Annotated in this window: 15 protein-coding genes; 7 read left to right on the top strand and 8 right to left on the bottom strand. The window is 50.0% G+C overall.

What is annotated here, in order from left to right; translation table 11 throughout:
• Positions 1-48: 48 nt before the first annotated feature.
• Entirely contained in the window at positions 49-2,088 is a 2,040-nt protein-coding gene (locus AWQ21_RS01420; RefSeq protein WP_065713005.1) for a cation:proton antiporter, read from the bottom strand.
• A 205-nt stretch (positions 2,089-2,293) separates the two neighbouring features.
• On the opposite strand from AWQ21_RS01420, the gene grxC reads away from it, so the two are divergent.
• Entirely contained in the window at positions 2,294-2,560 is a 267-nt protein-coding gene (grxC, locus tag AWQ21_RS01415; RefSeq protein WP_065713004.1) for a glutaredoxin 3, read from the top strand.
• Between the two features lie 63 nt (positions 2,561-2,623).
• On the opposite strand, the gene queC is transcribed toward grxC, so the two are convergent.
• Both queC and AWQ21_RS01405 read right to left on the bottom strand, forming a co-directional pair.
• Positions 2,624-3,295 (bottom strand): 7-cyano-7-deazaguanine synthase QueC, encoded by a 672-nt coding sequence (gene queC / locus AWQ21_RS01410; RefSeq protein ID WP_065713003.1) that lies wholly within the window; start codon positions 3,293-3,295, stop codon positions 2,624-2,626.
• Positions 3,296-3,952 (bottom strand): 7-carboxy-7-deazaguanine synthase QueE, encoded by a 657-nt coding sequence (locus AWQ21_RS01405; protein ID WP_065713002.1) that lies wholly within the window; start codon positions 3,950-3,952, stop codon positions 3,296-3,298.
• 143 nt (positions 3,953-4,095) lie between these two features.
• Between AWQ21_RS01405 and AWQ21_RS01400 the strand changes: the two genes are divergently transcribed.
• Genes AWQ21_RS01400 through AWQ21_RS01385 form a run of 4 tightly spaced genes read left to right on the top strand, consistent with a single transcriptional unit; the run spans position 4,096 to position 6,594 of the window.
• A complete protein-coding gene (locus tag AWQ21_RS01400; protein ID WP_065713001.1) occupies positions 4,096-5,163 on the top strand; it encodes a thiamine phosphate synthase in 1,068 nt (355 codons plus the stop codon).
• Entirely contained in the window at positions 5,164-5,367 is a 204-nt protein-coding gene (gene thiS / locus AWQ21_RS01395; RefSeq protein WP_065713000.1) for a sulfur carrier protein ThiS, read from the top strand.
• 56 nt (positions 5,368-5,423) lie between these two features.
• Positions 5,424-5,624, top strand: coding sequence for a hypothetical protein (locus AWQ21_RS01390; RefSeq protein ID WP_065712999.1), 201 nt, complete (start codon positions 5,424-5,426; stop codon positions 5,622-5,624).
• 31 nt (positions 5,625-5,655) lie between these two features.
• Positions 5,656-6,594 carry a DUF4351 domain-containing protein gene (locus AWQ21_RS01385; protein WP_065712998.1) on the top strand — a complete coding sequence of 313 codons (939 nt, stop codon included), beginning with the start codon at positions 5,656-5,658 and terminating at the stop codon, positions 6,592-6,594.
• On the opposite strand, the gene AWQ21_RS01380 is transcribed toward AWQ21_RS01385, so the two are convergent.
• The 3 genes from AWQ21_RS01380 to mgtE form a co-directional block, all read right to left on the bottom strand.
• Entirely contained in the window at positions 6,591-8,084 is a 1,494-nt protein-coding gene (locus tag AWQ21_RS01380) for a CPBP family intramembrane glutamic endopeptidase (protein ID WP_232315020.1), read from the bottom strand. The two genes, AWQ21_RS01385 and AWQ21_RS01380, sit on opposite strands and share 4 nt — an antisense overlap.
• A gap of 110 nt (positions 8,085-8,194) precedes the next feature.
• The gene (locus AWQ21_RS01375) at positions 8,195-9,754 is read right to left on the bottom strand and encodes a WD40 repeat domain-containing protein (protein WP_065712996.1); all 1,560 of its coding nucleotides are present in this window, start codon (positions 9,752-9,754) and stop codon (positions 8,195-8,197) included.
• A gap of 36 nt (positions 9,755-9,790) precedes the next feature.
• Positions 9,791-11,161 carry a magnesium transporter gene (mgtE, locus tag AWQ21_RS01370; RefSeq protein WP_065712995.1) on the bottom strand — a complete coding sequence of 457 codons (1,371 nt, stop codon included), beginning with the start codon at positions 11,159-11,161 and terminating at the stop codon, positions 9,791-9,793.
• A 375-nt stretch (positions 11,162-11,536) separates the two neighbouring features.
• On the opposite strand from mgtE, the gene AWQ21_RS01365 reads away from it, so the two are divergent.
• A complete protein-coding gene (locus AWQ21_RS01365) occupies positions 11,537-11,791 on the top strand; it encodes an RNA-binding protein (protein WP_065712994.1) in 255 nt (84 codons plus the stop codon).
• Between the two features lie 211 nt (positions 11,792-12,002).
• Here AWQ21_RS01365 and AWQ21_RS01360 read toward each other — a convergent pair whose 3' ends face one another.
• Positions 12,003-14,114: a TIGR00300 family protein gene (locus AWQ21_RS01360; protein ID WP_065712993.1), complete on the bottom strand. Its 2,112-nt coding sequence runs from the start codon at positions 14,112-14,114 to the stop codon at positions 12,003-12,005.
• 413 nt (positions 14,115-14,527) lie between these two features.
• Between AWQ21_RS01360 and sigC the strand changes: the two genes are divergently transcribed.
• Positions 14,528-15,724: an RNA polymerase sigma factor SigC gene (gene sigC, locus AWQ21_RS01350; protein ID WP_065712991.1), complete on the top strand. Its 1,197-nt coding sequence runs from the start codon at positions 14,528-14,530 to the stop codon at positions 15,722-15,724.
• A gap of 228 nt (positions 15,725-15,952) precedes the next feature.
• Here sigC and AWQ21_RS01345 read toward each other — a convergent pair whose 3' ends face one another.
• Complete coding sequence (locus AWQ21_RS01345) at positions 15,953-16,789, bottom strand: photosystem II manganese-stabilizing polypeptide (RefSeq protein ID WP_065712990.1); 837 nt, start codon at positions 16,787-16,789, stop codon at positions 15,953-15,955.
• Positions 16,790-16,834: the final 45 nt, after the last annotated feature.

Below are 16,834 nucleotides of genomic sequence, written 5' to 3'. Positions count from 1 at the left end.
TTTTTAAATGCTGCTTAGAAATGCTTTTTTTTGTTAGAGAAATTAGGGCTAGAGTTCGTTGAAAATAACGACGGATGTTTGGATTTGGCTCGAAATTTTTGTGGTGACGTCACCAACGGCTAGGCCCCCAGCGGTACGGTAGCGGGTGGAATGTAAGATTACAAGATCAAAATCTTTAGCATCGTGCAGGACGGCTCTGGCAACGTCATGGTACCGGATAATGCGAATCTGCATTTTAGTGGTGATACCGGCATTTTGCAGGGCATTTTCTAGGTCAGCCTTGAGTAGATTGCGTTGGTCTTTGGTCATCCAGGTTTCGCACACATGAAATACGGTGACTTCGGCCTGGTTGGCGATCGCCAAAAGTTCGGCAAATTGTACTATCTGTAAATTTTGAGCCGAGATCCCTTTAAAGGGCACCATAATCCGCCGCAAATTTTTCGGATCATCCAAGAGACGCACCACCGCCACCGGACAATGGGCCGACCAACAGACGTTGTAAACTAAAGTCCCCAGGAGCCTGGCTTTGAGCCCCTCGGTTTTCCCCCAGCCCATCAAAATTAAGTTGGCATTTTCTTCCCGGGCAACTCGGCTGATCCCAGCAGCCACATCGTCATCGATGCGAATTTTCGGTTGCATTGTAATTTGCAGGTGCTCCCCCTGGGCGATCGCCTCTTGGAGCAACTTTTGACTGCGGTCGATCCCCTTCATCACCGCCGGATCGTCCATGTGAGCATGGCCCGTCACAATCGACACAGGCATCACAATCCCTTGACGAATACGGGTTAAAAGTCCTGCCGCTTCGAGCAAATAATCCTTGGTACTGGGATTGGCAATGGGCACAACAATCTTAAAGCTGTCCGTCGATGGCGACACATTAACCGCTGCCAGGGCGACATCTTTGCCACTACTGGGTAACAAGCGACCAAAACGACGGGTCAATACCGGCCCCAGCATCGAAGTCACCAGCATCAAGACGATCACCGCATTGAATACCGATTCGCTGATTAGTCCCACCCGGAAGCCGACCAAGGCCGCTGCCAGGGTTGCCGCCACTTGGGGAATCGACAACGACCACATGGTTAGGGTTTCGGCCCAGCTATAGCGATAAATTTGTTTGGCGATCGCCGCCGCGATAAATTTAGACAATAACAACCCACCCACAATCGAAAACGTGAGGGGAAACTCATAGAGCAAATTATTAATAAACGCCGGAATATCGAGCAGTAACCCCATCCCCACAAAGAAGAACGGAATAAATAGCGTACTGCCGACAAATTCGATTTTTTCCTCTACCGGGCTTTTGCCGACCACATCATTGACCGCCAAACCCGCCAAAAAAGCCCCCACAATCTTATCCACATTGATCACCTGGGCGCCCATTGAAGCGAGAAATACAGCCAGCAAAATAAATAAAAATTGATTACCTTCTTCATCCCCGTTGCGCTGGAAAAATTCTCGACCAAGCCAGGACAAACCAAAGAGCACCAAGGCCCCATAGCCCACCAATAACGCCAATTGCAATACCAAAGAAGCCGTTGAAAAATCGCCCTGGTGAATCGACACACAGATCGCCAGCACCAAGAGAGCGGCAATGTCCGTAAAAATTGTCGCCCCAATCGTGACCGTTACACTCTCATTATTTAAAATCCCCAACCGATTAAGAATTGGGTAACCCAACAACGTATGGGAAGCCAATAAAGAACCAATGAGAATCGCCGCATTCCAACCAAAATCAAAGCTGAGGCCGACTACCGTCCCCATTGTCAACGGCACAATAAATGTCAAAAAACCAAAACCAATGGAGCGATCTTGGGTTTTCCGAAACTCTGCCAAATTAATTTCTAATCCGGCCACAAACATCAGGTAAATTTTGCCCACTTCCGAGAACAAAACCATGGTTTCACTCTCTGAGTTGAGGAGGCCTAGGGCATTTTCACCGAGGATAATTCCTGCAAAGAGTAAACCCACCAAGCCAGGTAAATTAAGCCGCTCAAAAATAGGGGGAATGGTCAGGGACACTAACAGCAGCAGAATAAACGTAAAAATCGGATTTTCTGTGATGTATTGGATCGATTCGGCAACCATAGTAGTCCTAGAAAAAGGCTAGCCTCCCAGTGTAGCGGAAGAAGTTTATAACGAAAATAAACTGTCGATTTTATGGCAAAAACAGAGGATTTCGGCGCTTCAGCTTGCTCGAACGTCTCCATAGAGAGAAAAAGTCACTGCCGCTCTTGGGCGCAGGAAACGTTAAACTTGAAATAAATCGTTACATTTCAGGAAAATCCAAATTATGGTTGCAACCGTTGAAATTTACACTTGGAGCACTTGTCCTTTTTGCGTCCGCGCCAAGCATCTCCTCGATCGTAAGCAGGTGGAATATACAGAGTATTGCATTGATGGCGATCGCCAAGCGCGGGAGGCAATGACAGACCGGGCCAATGGCCGCAGTAGCCTCCCCCAGGTTTTTATTAATGACCAGCATGTGGGCGGTTGCGATGACCTCCATGAACTAGAGTACCAAGGCAAACTCGATGATCTCCTGATGCAGGCGGCTTAGATTTGACCAATACTGATTTCCCAAACCCTCAGCTGTGGCCTGGGGGTTTTTGTTTGGCTATTTTTAGACATTTTGGCTTGTGAGCTCTGGATAACCGGCCTTGATCAGGGCTTCATCTCGGATGCGGCAGGAGTCACATAAGCCGCAGGGACGTTCTCCCCCTTGGTAGCAAGACCAGGTTGCCGCGATGGGAACGCCTAATTTCACGGCCTTTTGGATGATTTCCACCTTGGTGTCGAGCACGAGGGGGGCAACCAGTTGGGGCGCATGGCCTTCGATGCCAACTTTGGAAGAGAGATCCGCTAACTTTTGGTAGGCGGCCAGGTATTCAGGGCGACAGTCGGGATAACCGGAATAGTCCACGGCATTAATCCCCAGATAAATCGCTTCGGCCTGTTTCGCTTCGGCTAGGGAAAGGGCGATCGCCAAAAACACGGTATTGCGACCGGGGACATAGGTCGAGGGAATATCCCCCGTCTGGACACCGCTTTGGGGAATCGCTTGGTTAACGTCAGTCAGGGAAGAGCCGCCCCACTGGGACAAACTTACATCCATCACAAAATGTTCTGTGATCCCCAGGTGTTCGGCAATTTTTTGGGCAGCACTCAGTTCTCGACTATGTTTCTGGCCATAGCGGAAGGACAGAGCAATCACTTCATAGCCATCGGCGATCGCCTGGGCGGCACTGGTGGCCGAATCCAATCCACCGGAGAGCAAAACCACAGCCCGTTTCATCTAGCGCACCCCCAGGAACTTATGGGTTTGCAGGCCGAGACGCCATTCCGGGTGAGCCAGAATATAGTCAAAAATAAGGCTCTGGCTGGCGGGATTTTCCCATTGGGGCTGGAGATATTGGGGCATATTTGCGGCAATTTTTTGGGCCTGGGATTCAGCCCACTGGAAATCTGGGGCCTGATCGATCACAACCTTTAATTCACTAGCATGGGCGTAAATTTCCGGTAATGGCGCTTTAAAGGGTTTCGGAGAAAGGGTAATCCAGTCAAAATCACCACTGAGGGGATGGGCGCCGGAGGTTTCTAGGTGGAGCGGTAAACCCGTTTCTTGCAAACCAGCCGTCAAAGGGTTGAGATCATGCATTAAGGGTTCACCCCCCGTAATCACAATGATCTTCGGTTGGGCTGCGGTCACCTGTTGTTGGAGTTGGGCGACGGAAACTTGGGGATGACGTTTCGGATTCCAGGAAATTTTTGTATCACACCAGGGACAACCTACATCACAACCAGCGAGGCGAATAAAAAAAGCCGCTGTGCCAAACCAATATCCTTCCCCCTGGATGGAATGGAATGTTTCTACAATGGGGTAGGTTACGGCCACAATGTCTAAAGAATGGGCTGGATGGATCAAAGATCGGGATGTGGTGCGAATGACCATGGCCTCGGAAACAAAAAAGAATACAGATTGATTACTGTATTCTAAAAGGCGATCGCCTGTCTCCGGGGCAAAATCCAGAGATCCCCTAGGAGATACGATAGAGTAAGCATTGGCCTATCGATTCTGTTTTGTGCGCCGTCACCATGGTTAAACCTGCATCCACCGATACCACCGCTGTTTTTCGCATCCTCGATGCCAACCTCGATCGAGCCAGGGAGGGACTGCGCATTGTTGAAGAATGGTTCCGATTTGGCTTGAACCACGCCGATCTCGCGGCCCGGTGCAAAGAAATGCGCCAAACCCTGGCCCAATGGCACCACGACGAACTACGCGCCGCCCGGGATACGCCCAATGATGTAGGGACGAATCTCAGCCATCCCCAGGAAGAAACTCGCACGGATCTTAATCATTTACTCCGGGCCAATCTCTGCCGGGTCGAAGAAGCGCTCCGGGTGCTAGAAGAATACGCCAAACTCTACAAAACGGACATGGCGATCGCCTGCAAACAGATGCGCTATCAGGTCTATACCCTCGAAAGTCAACTCTTTAGCCCCCAACTAAAACAGCGTTTGGAAACGGCACGACTCTATCTGGTCACTTCTCCCCATGAAAAACTCCTAGAAGTAACCGAAGCGGCCCTCCAGGGAGGCGTAGAAATCGTGCAATACCGCGACAAAGAAACCCCCGACGAACAGCGTTTTGCCAATGCGATCGTCTTGAAAAAATTGTGCGATCGCTACCATGCCCTATTTTTGGTGAACGACCGTGTGGATCTGGCCCTAGCCGTAGATGCTGACGGCGTTCACCTGGGCCAAACGGATTTACCCATCGCCACTGCCCGCCAACTCCTCGGTCCCGATAAAATTATTGGCCGCTCCACCACCAATCCCACGGAATTAGAAAAAGCGTTGAGTGAAGGGGCGGATTATGTGGGTGTTGGCCCTGTGTACGAAACCCCCACCAAACCGGGGAAAGCCGCAGCAGGCCACCGTTATGTCAGCTATGCCCAAGAGAACTGTCCCGTGCCTTGGTTCGCCATCGGGAGCATTGACACCGAAAATCTCGGCGAGGTTCTCGCGGCTGGAGCCGAACGGGTTGCGGTGGTGCGGGCACTGATGCAGAGTGAAGACCCGACCCTAACGGCCCAGTTTTTTGCGGCCCAATTACACCGTCAACAAACCCTACAAAACCTTGAGGAGGCCAGTGCATAGATGATTGACGTTTGGGTGAATGGTGAACTAAAAACCATTGCGAGTGAACTCTCTTTACCCCGCTGCCTTGAACAATTAGGCATGAACCCGCGCCTCGTGGCAGTGGAGTATAACGGCGAAATTATCCACCGTCAGCGGTGGGAGCATACCTTAATCCAGCCAGGCGATCGCCTCGAAATTGTCACCATTGTCGGTGGTGGCTGAGACTGAAACCGTTAAACTACACCAAAATACCCTGAGAAAAGATCCTTCAAAAAACAATGAGTCAAACCGTAAACTGTGCCGTTGAGTGCATCAATGGTTGCATCCTGGGGGAGGACTGCCCCCATAAAGAATATGCCCAAAAAGCCAGTGAATTTGTGCAAACAGTCTCCATCGACAAAATGCACGAAATTGCTGAGGCAGCCCGCCTGAAAAAAATGATGGCCCCCCCCCAATGGGTAATCCCCGACGAAATTTAAACGACTTTCACCTTGGTTTTTTGGTTCAACCATGACCCGAAGCATCGACCATGATTTGTTGTTTAAGGAGTTGCTGACAACCTTTTTCTGGGATTTTCTCGCCCTTTTTGCCCCGGAAATCCTCGAAACAGCCGAACAGGACTCCTTAATTTTTCTGACCCAAGAAGTTTTTAATGACCTGCCTGGCCAAACGCGTCGCAATGTGGACATTGTGGCCAAACTCCGTTTCCGAGGCCAAGAGACTTGTTTTCTAGTACACATCGAAAATCAGGCGACTTCCCAAGCCGAGTTTGCGGAACGTATGTTTCTCTATTTTGCGCGGTTGTACGAAAAATATCGCTTACCCATTTACCCTATTGCCTTATTTTCTTACCGTTCTCCCCAAAGGCTGGAACCGGAAACTTTTTCGGTGGCGTTTCCTGCGAAGCAAATTCTTAGTTTCTCCTTCCAAAGCATTCAATTGAACCGCTTGCCGTGGCGTGATTTTCTCCGTCAACCGAACCCCGTTGCGGCTGCTCTCATGGCAAAGATGAACTTCAAATCAGAGGAACGCCCAAAGGTCAAGTTAGAATGTTTACGGATGATTGTGACGCTTCGTTTAGATTCGGCCAGAATTCATTTGTTATCGGGTTTTGTGGATACCTATCTGAGGTTAAATATGGCAGAACAGCAGGTCTTTGAGCAGGAACTACACCGAATCCAGCCCCAGGAAGAAGCCCAGGTGCTGCAAATTGTCACCTCTTGGATGGAAGAAGGTCTACAGCAAGGACGCCAAGAAGAAGCCTGTAAAATAATCCTACGCTTTATCCAGCAACGTTTTCCTGATCAGGTTTCAGGATTTAAACCACAAATTCAAGCCCTTAATCTAGCTCAACTGGATGCCCTGAGCGATCGCCTATTTGGATTCGAGTCAGCCGCAGAGTTAGAAACTTGGCTGCGGGAAAATCCAACCGAGGCGAATCCGACCTAACTACCGAGGATAAACAGACTCAATAGAGTACCGCTGTTCCACAAACTATGGAGGAGCATCGGTGCCAACAGGTTGCGGGATTTAACATAGACAAACCCTAAAATGATCCCCAGAGTCATCAAAGGTAAGACTTCCGACAAACTCATGTGGGCGATCGCAAACAGAAAAGCACTGAGAATAATGCTGCCCCAAACGGGAATATAGCGGGTTAAGGAAGGCAATAGGAAACCCCGGAACATAATTTCCTCAAAGAGGGGAGCCATCACCGAAGCTGTTAAAAAGAAAATGGTTAAGGCCACCTGATCTTGGGCTTTGAGGGCGAGAAATAGGATTGGGTTACTGCCCCCCTGGCCCTGCCAAATTTGCTGGTTGAGTAGGGAAACGAGTAACACCAGCGGCAATGCCACCATATAGCCCCCAAATCCCCATACTGTCCAGTTATCTAGCCATTTCACCTGAAACCAATCCTGAGGGAGGGGCCGAAATTCCCACACAGAGGCTGCCAGCACCATTAAGCCGGCGATCGCCATCAGTGAATAGGTGATGAGGGTATAAACTGCCTTTTCGCGCACTGTCCAAGCGGTGGCATCGATGCTGAACGCCTGGAGCGCAATCGGTAAAACAAGGGGCAAAATAATTTGACCCACGAGAAAAAAGCCGACGATAAAAACTTGCCAGATAATTTCTCCATTCCAGGGAGTATTCCAAGTGGCCTGGGCGTCAATGTGTAAAAGAGCGTCATCCTGCTTCCGGAAAGCTTGAATCCCCAGAAAGATAAGAAAACCCAAGCCAAAAAGACCCACACTAAAGGGCAAGATGGTAATCACCGTTAATTTTAAAAACGCCCGTTGCGCATTCTGTTGAATTTGTTGCTGGAGTTGCTGCTGTGCTGGACGATTGTCTTGAATTTGGTATAGCTTTTGGAGATTTTGTTGCTGGAACCAGGTTTCAAGTTCTGTTTGAGTTAAAGCGTTTGGGTCGGTGGGAGCTTGGGAGTTGAGCCAGAGGGGCGCTAAAGTTTGGGCTAGGACATCGGATTCTTCTCCGGAAATGGCTTCCCACCGCTGTTTTGCTTGATCGAGCTTGCCGCGACTGGCATACAAGATTCCGAGTCTGAGCTGGAGTTCATCGATAAAAGTAGCGGTTTCGGCGATCGCCTTTTTGGTTGCCTGGGATTTAGCAGCGGTTGTTTCTGTAGGGTCTGTGAGGAGTTTTTGGCGAGCTTCACTGCTACTGAGCACCTTTTCGTACTGGGTGATCGCACTGCTATAGGGATCTTGACCCGTCAGTTGGGTAACAAGGGTGGCGATCGCCTCCGGGGAAGTATTGGCCGTGGAATTGGGATCATACTCTGCGGCCTGAAGCACCAAGTTGGTTTGATAGAGTTCGAGGCGGCCCTGGATCTGCGGTTCCTGGAAACTGGCCCACAACGAAGACAGGAGCGGCACCAGGGTAATAATCGTCAACAGAATTAAAATGACACGCTTCACGTTAGCTACCCGCACAAAAACAGTGGATCTAGCCTAGCCTGTTGCTTCTCACGGAATCAATATTTAACGGTGGATAATTTCCCTGGCTGGCTATCGTGAATGAAATTTGATTAAATTTGCTGCCAAATTTTGATCGTGCCATCGGAACCGCCCGCCGCGAGGGTACGCCCGTCAGCAGTGAGGGCTAGGGACAGCAAACGCACATGATCTTCTTGGTCGGGAGTGTTGAAATTCAACGTCGTCAAAGGCTCAGGGATCCCCAACTGCCAAATCTTGATCGTGCCATCGACGCTACTGCTCAGGAGAAAATGACCTTGGCGGCTAAAGAGAAGTTGGGTAACAGGCTTTTCGTGGGCTTCTAGGGTGAAACAAGGCACGGTTTCCGGTAAAACCTCTAAATGATTGAGATCCACTTGCCACAGATGGATCAGGCCATGTTCCCCGGCAGAAGCAAACAGTTTACCGTCGGTGCGAATGGCGATCGCCGCAATGGCTGCGGGGGGATCATTTTTCAAGCTGCCAAGTAACCGATGATCCGTCGTGCGCCAAAACTTGAGGACTCCCTCTGTGCCGCCGCTGATGAAGAGGTTTCCTTGGGGGGCAAGGGCGATCGCCTGGATCTGATCATTGAGATCGAGGGTTTTTTGATAGACACTGCCATCCCTAAGTTGCCACTGGCGCAGGGTCTGATCGTGACTCCCGGTAATGAGGGTTTGTTGGCCTGTCAAAGCCATGGCATACACGGCCCCTTGATGTCCCTCCAGGGAGTTTTGGAGCGCGAGTTGGGGCACTGCTTGGCTTTGATCGAGGTGCCAAAGCTTGACCTCCGGCGAAAAACTACTGCTGGCGATCGCCACTATTTCTATTGGATCTGTCTCCGTCTTGGTTCCGGGCACAGGGGGGATGAATGCTAGATTTAAAAGACCCTGTTCGTGGGCGGTCACCTGGGAAATTTGCTTTTGATCCTCTACGCGCCAGAGTTTCAATTGATGATCCCAACTGCCGCTTGCGAGGAATTTTTGATCGGCACTAAAGGCTAAAGCACTCACACAATCTCGGTGAGCCGTGAGAGTTGCGACTAACTGCCATTGCTGCTTGGGTTGCGGTGCTGCGGGTGGTTCTGAAGCGGGGAGTGTTTCCGTAGTCCAAGGATCGGCGATCGCCTCTGGTTCTAGATCGTCGGTAGCTATTTGGGCTGTGGAAGGGACTTTTCCTATTGGGTTAGGTTGCTGCCGTAAAAATTCCTGTTCTAAATTCGTGAGCCGTTCATCTAGGACTGCTTCATTGAGATATTGCACCACATTGGTCAAAGCTTTTTCTAAGCTGCGCAGATAGGTTTGCATTTCTCCATCCGTCTCGATTTGGGCCAGACTGGCGTTAATTTGACTCGCTTGACGGATCTGTTCGGTGAGGGGTTGAAGTTGCCCTTGAAACTGACCTTGTAAACGCTGCTCAAGGCTCCGCACCGTGCCCAGGATTTGTCGCCGTTGTTGGCGTTGATGGGCGATGCGGTTAAAAAAATTTAGCCCTAGGGTGACCCAGAGCAGGAATGTGACCAATGAAATTGTCAAGTTACCGTCGCCTTGAATCACATTCCAGAGCCAGGCCAAGAAAACCAGCAGCAGCAAACCCAATTCTGCAATTTCCAACCATTGCTGCTTTTTTCCCATCAGAATCTGACCCTCCTCACAAATGCGTTCGCCTTATCATAACCTCAACATCACGCGGGCGATATTAAAGTAAATCAAAACCCCGATCACGTCCACCGCCGTCGTAATAAAGGGTGCCGACATCAGGGCTGGGTCTAACCCTAAGTACCGGAACAAAAATGGTAGTGAGGAGCCAGCCACCGACGCCAGTACGGCGATCGCCACCAAACTGATGCCAACCGAAATGGCCACCGCCAGATTTCCCTGGAGAAAGTAGGCCCAGACAATCACCACAATTCCCAGAATTGCCCCTAATAGCGCCCCGGCGATCGCCTCCCGTCCGACCACTTTCGCTGGCCCTAGATCGTTCAAATCATCCGTATTCAGACCCCGAATCACCACCGTTGAAGATTGAGCCCCCACATTCCCCCCAGTCCCCGTCAGGAGCGGAATAAACGCCGCCAAAATCACTACCTGCTCCAAGAGTGACTGCTGGGAGCTAATAATCCAGCCCGTAAAAGTATTGGTAATCAGCAGCACAAATAACCACACAACCCGCTGCCTGGCCACTGTCCACAAATTCATCTGGAAATAATTATCCCCATCCGTTTGCAAACCCCCCAACGCATAGATATCTTCCGTGGCTTCCCGTTCAATAATGTCGATCACATCGTCCACCGTGACGACCCCCACTAGGCGATCCTCGCGATCCACCACAGGCAACGCAAGCAAGTCATACCGTTGAATCGTCCGTGCCACTTCCTCTTGATCCGTATCCGTATGAATCGAGACCACATCCCGGGTCATAATCTCTGACAACGGTAAATCCGGCTCAGAGACAACCAAATCCCGTAGGGAAACAATGCCTACCAGTTGCCGGGAAGCATTGGTGACGTAAAGGTAATAGATGATTTCTGATTTACTGGCCTGCTGCCGAATCCGCTCAATGGTTTCTGAAACTGTGAATGTTTCTTTGAGAGAAATATACTCCGGGGTCATCACCCGGCCAGCGGTGTCTTCCTCGTAACCGAGCAAAAGATTTGTCGCCTGTCTTTCTTCGGGGCTGAGCTGCTCCAGGAGCTGCCGGACCACCTTCGCGGGCAATTCATCGAAAAGACGCACCCGGTCATCGGGGGACATTTGATCAACAACTTCCCGCACTTCTTGGCGCTTGAATTTTTGAATGAGGGCCTGCTGCACCGACGAATCTAAATATTCATAGACTTCAATGGCCTCTGCTTTTGAGAGCAGGCGAAAAGCAATAACCTGCATCGACTCTGGTAAATCTTCAATCGCCTCGGCAATGTCAACCGGTTGCACTGGCACAAGTAACGATTTAGCCCCTTGCAAATTATTCGATTCCAGCAAAAGCAATAATTGGCTTCGGACCAACTGGCGTAGCTCAGTATGTTTAGCGGATGTAGTCATCTTGATGGATCGTTTTGCCTCGGAATGTGCGGCCAACAACAGCCTGGGTACCCAGAACAAAGCTTAAAGGAAGGGTGACTCTGCGATTATCTAAGTAAAAGTGCTCAGGCTATCAAAAAAAGGGGAAAGTGCTTCATAAAACTTTATTTATTCTACAAAACAACTGCCCCTCAAAACTTGTGTTTATTTTTTTGACTGTGCTAGCCTAGTATTGTTGGGAATCAAAAGAATTCGAAAGTACTCGGTTACGGTTTTGTCTCGTTTGGTATTGTGTTTGGTTACGACAGTATTGACAGAAAATCTCCCCGCCCGATACGACTACGAACTCTCCTTCCCCGATGCACAGATTAAGTCATCTTTAAGGAGACAATTTTTATGTCAATTTATGTTGGAAACCTGGACTACGCCGTAGAAGAAGACGATCTTCGTGAAGTCTTTAATGACTACGGTAAAGTAAAGCGTGTTTATCTTCCGGTAGATCGTGAAACCCAAAGAAAGCGTGGCTTTGGCTTTGTGGAAATGTCTAACGATGATGAAGAAGATAAGGCGATTGAAGCCCTCGATGGCGCTAGCTGGATGGGCCGCGATATGAAGGTCAATAAAGCAAGACCCCGTACTAACAGTCGCTAAATATCATCGATACGTTGGCATGGGAGCTAACTTCTAAGAGACGACCCATGCTTCCAAACAACATGAATTAATTTCGCTGAGGCCACTAGTTTTATATCTAGCTAGTGGTTTTTTTGGGCGATCGCCACGACTCAGAAGCTTGCAACAAAAAAACTCCCTGGGAAATTAATTCCGGGGAGTTTTCTGGCGATCGCCTGGACTGTTCTAGAAATTACACAGTCATCGCAGCCTTCTGGTTGAGTCGATCAAGTTGTCGCATCAAAAGACTGAGGAACAGTCCTACATCGGTGACGACGCCGACGGATTCTACCGAGCCGCGATCGCTTAGTTTTGTGACCACCGCAGGATTAATATCAACACAGACCATCTTCACGCCAGCGGGGGTCATATTCCCGACGCCAATGGAGTGGAGCATTGTCGAGAGCATCAAAACCATATTGGTGCCTTCTAACAGACGCGCATATTCTTCTTGGGCGCGAATCAAATCCATTTCTGTGTCCGGCAGAGGGCCATCATCACGAATGGACCCGGCTAAACAGAAAGGCACGTTATTTTGAACGCATTCATACATCACCCCCTTGGTAATTAGCCCCTGGGCCACGGCATTGGCGATACTGCCACAGCGGCGAATGGTATTGATCACCTTGAGGTGGTGGCGGTGACCCCCACGCACGGGAACGCCTTTGTTCATGTCAACGCCGAGGGAAGTGCCCATCATTGATTGTTCAATGTCGTGGACGGCGATCGCATTGCCACCGAGCAAGGTATGGACATAGCCCTGGCGAATTAAACTGGCGAGATGTTGTGCCCCCCCGGTATGGATCACCACTGGCCCCGCCGTGACAGCAACTTTTCCGCCTTGGGCGCGGATTTTATGCAGTTCCCAGGCAATTTGCTCAACGACTAATTCCACACGGCGCTCACTGGAAACCCCGGCTCCCATGAAACTAAATTCTTGTTTTTCGGCGCTGGGGCGAGCGGTGGTTTTGTGGTTGGTGCGAATGCCGTCAATGCCCACAACGACCTTTTCTCCTACCTGAAGATCCCGCAACAAACGACAGCGGGCATGAATGGTGCCGTTGATTTCACTGATGGCGATCGCCCCGTCCATGCGTTGGTGCATCACCTGAATCCATTGGCCTTTGATTCTGACTTCCGTAGGATAGATATTCGTCACATAAAAATCATCAGGCGCGACTCCCATTTGCTTAACGGTTTCTAGGTGAGCATCCTGGACATCCTCTGCCGAAGCACTGATCGCGCCCATTTCAATGAGGGCGGACATAATGTCCTCCATGGTGGTGGGAGAGGGTGCGGATACCCGTACATTGGCCGATGAGGTGTTTTTTCGCTCGATACCGAGGTTGAAATTTAATACTTTGGCGCTGCCGCCCTGTTCATTAATTAAATCCAAGGCTTGGTTCAAAATTCCCGCATCGAGGAGGTGTCCTTCGAGGTGAATGATCCGACTATCCACTGGAGCATTGGCCTGGGCCGTTTCTTGAATCGGTTCTGTCGTTTTCAGGGTTAAGCACTTCGCGGCCCCCCCTGCCTTAAGAAATTCTGTGAGGGAGGTTTGCCGCACCTGAAAGCCCTTGGTGGCGATCGCCGTTTCCAGCTCTGGGCTAATTTTATTCATGATGATCACATCATCGACATTGACTGCATTGCAGGCAAAATTCACCGCATCCGGCTCCGGTACAATAATGCGTTTTTCCGCCGGAATTCGTCGTTCAATCAGGGCATTAGAATACGTATCAAAGGCAGGGGGATAGTAGAGGAGATAGCCGCCGCTGAGGGGACAGAAGCAAGTATCGAGGTGATAAAAGCGAGGATCGATCAGGCGTAGGGATAAAACCTCCACATCGAGCCACTGGGCAATGTAGGCGTGGGAGTCGAGTTCAGAGCGAAAACCATAACCCGCCCATAGTGCCCCAGAATCCCGGTCGAAGAGGGCATCCCCTGCCCCTTCAAAGGGTAAATCCTGGGGAAGCTCATAGACCTGGAAACCATTCTCCGCAAACCATTGCTTGAAGTAAGGCTCTTCCCCTTGGCGCTCTGGATGATAAAAACGACTGAGGATCGCTTTTTGGCCTAAGACCAGACCGGCATTGGCGGTAAAAACCATATCTGGCCATCCCTGGGCGGGGGGCACGAGATCAACAGTGGCATATTCTTTGATGATTTGATGGAGGGCCTGCCACTGTTCAATGGCCGTCGCTTGGGAAGATTTGTGGACGTTTCCTTCCATCCAAGGGTTAATGACATAGTCCACCTCGTAATAGTCAGGGGCACACATCAAAATGCGGGTTGGGTTGGTCATGGTCAATTTAAAAGCTGAATGGTTTAGGACTAATCATGCAACGGGAAAAGCGGGCGAATTGTATTGATCGGTACGGTACAAAACCCTGTTTTCTGTGGCGCGGTCTTAATTCTATGGGGTCGCTAGAACCACCGCAAATTCAGTTTTTCGAGTTTTTAGGCTTTGGGGGCGATCGCCTTGTTTTTATATTGGTAAATGCTGACAAAAACGCCTTGAATACTGCCCATATTTGACGATTTTGTGTGCTTTAAAAGGGTTATTTTGTCATGAAAGTTTGACAAGAAACTGTAGCGGCGATCGCCTTTGGACTAGGGCCGAGATGTTAATTTATATATCAAAACCTTGAAAAGGACTTTTATTCAGGGAAATTTAAGGGTAAGCACCCCCCTAATATTTTCAGGAGAGTCGCCATTATGACCACCGCCAAGCAGTCCAAGAGCCAAGGTTCCTTTGACTCCCTAACCGAGACCGCCAGCAATGATGAGTTTGCTGTGTTTGATCCGGATGAAACAACTCTCCGGAATGGTCAGACTACAGATTTAGTGAGGCTGTATCTGCAGGACATTGGGCGCGTACCGTTACTCGAAAGAGATGAGGAGCTAACGGAAGCCCGCAAGGTTCAAAATTATATCCAGCTTTTGGAAAAACGACAAGAGGGGGCAGAAGCAGGCGACGAAATTTTGGCAGAATTCTTGAGTTGTATCAATGTCCATGACCGCCTAGCCATCGAATTGGGGTGCCGCCCTTCCCTGAATCGCTGGGCCCAGGAAATGAACCTAGAGCGGGCCGTCCTACGGGACATCATTCGCCAGGGGAAACAACGTTGGGCCGAACAAGTGGGCTTGAGCGTTAAAGAACTCGACTCTATCCTCAAGGCTGGGGCCAAGGCTAAGGAGCACATGATCCAGGCCAACCTCCGGCTGGTGGTTTCTGTGGCCAAAAAATATCAAAATCGCGGCCTCGAACTTTTAGATCTCATCCAGGAGGGAACCCTCGGTTTAGAGCGGGCCGTAGATAAGTTCGACCCGACAAAGGGTTATCGCTTCTCGACCTATGCCTATTGGTGGATTCGTCAGGGCATTACCCGGGCGATCGCCACCCAAAGCCGCACCATCCGCCTCCCGGTTCATGTCACCGAAAAGCTCAATAAAATCAAAAAAGCCCAGCGGCAAATTTCCCAAACCCAAGGTTGCACTCCCAGCTTAGATGACGTGGCTCAGGCCCTGGAAATGACTCCTGAGCAAGTGCGGGAAGTCTTACAAAAAGTTCCCCGTTCCGTCTCCCTAGAGATTCGCGTCGGCAAAGATCGAGACACAGAGCTAGGTGATCTCCTCGAAACCCAAGATGCTTCCCCCGAAGAAAACCTTGTCCGGGAGTCCCTGCAGCGTGATTTGCACAATTTACTCACGGAGCTCACCGACCGAGAACGGGAAGTGATTCAGTTGCGCTATGGTCTTGGCGATGGTAAAACCTACTCCCTGGCAGAGATTGGCCGAATGCTAGAGCTTTCCCGGGAACGGGTGCGCCAAATTGAGGCCAAGGCTCTCCAAAAACTCCGCCAGCCCAAACGTCGTAACATCATGCGGGATTACTTAGATACGTTGTCCTAAAAGTATGCCATTCCAAGAGGGTGGGGCGGTGGTCTAGGGTTTACTGAACTCTAGATCTTCTTTTTGTTTAACTTTTTACGACCAGCCCAAACTCTAGATTTTTCTTCTTAAAAGCCTCTTCCCCAAAAGATTAAAAGAGAAGTAGACGAACTCAGTGAGCGACAAAAAAAGAACAATAAAAAAGGGGCATGGCCGCCCCTCGATTGAACAGTATTTGAGAAGTTGAAATTAAGCAGCCGTCTTTAGACGTGCATAGAAAATACCGCGAATTCTGACTTCTTCGGGATCTTCTGCACCCATGTCGGTGGATGAAGTTTGCTCACTTTCGAAGGTGCCGGCAATTTCACCAGTTTTCTCATCGATTTTGGCAATTTGTAAGGAAATTTCACCAGTGCGAGATTCGTACTGCTTGATGTTGGCACGGGTTAGCTCTTCTTCATCGGCTTGGGAAGGTAGAGCAACGGCATTGTCATAACCGCTCGCAGTACCACGGGCCTTAGGATCAAGGAATACAGCACCACGATAGGGGGGAACCCGGAATTCACCGACAAAGTCAGTGGAAGTATTGATGGAGTCAGACGGGGTAGAGGTCTGGGCCACTAGGTTTTTAATCGTGAAGAGGAAAGGTACTTGGTCACCACCGGGTAACTGAACTGTAATCGGTTGGAAATCGATACCGTCTTCTTCTACCAGGGTGAGGCGCCCTTCGCTATCCGCTTTGATCTTCCCGGTCATTTGTTCGAGGGAAGAGGTGTAGCGGGTAAGGGGCTTACCTTCGATGAATTCGGCTTCACGACGCTTATTGAGGGGCTCTTCTTTGACGAAGTAGCTTTGGGGCTCTAAGCAGAGATCAGAGAATTCGATGGTTTCGTTGGGGCCAATGGGAATCGTTCCCCGGGTAAAGTTCGCGATTTGGGGGCAGGAGTTCGCGAGTCCTGTATTGAGAATTTCGTCGTATGTTAGTTGCTTCACATCGACGGTCGCAGCATCGGGTGCTTCACTACAAGCAGTTAGCACGCCGATACACAGAGCCAGAATGGCTGCTAATAACGAACGTAACTTCATGATTAACCTCTTTTTGTCAATCTCAGGGCGGAACTAATCTTGTCC

It is taken from the genome of Picosynechococcus sp. PCC 7003 (assembly GCF_001693255.1).
In the GTDB taxonomy this organism is placed as follows: domain Bacteria; phylum Cyanobacteriota; class Cyanobacteriia; order Cyanobacteriales; family MRBY01; genus MRBY01.
Note: the sequence above shows the minus strand (reverse complement) of the source record. Positions and strands in the feature narration are given on the sequence as shown.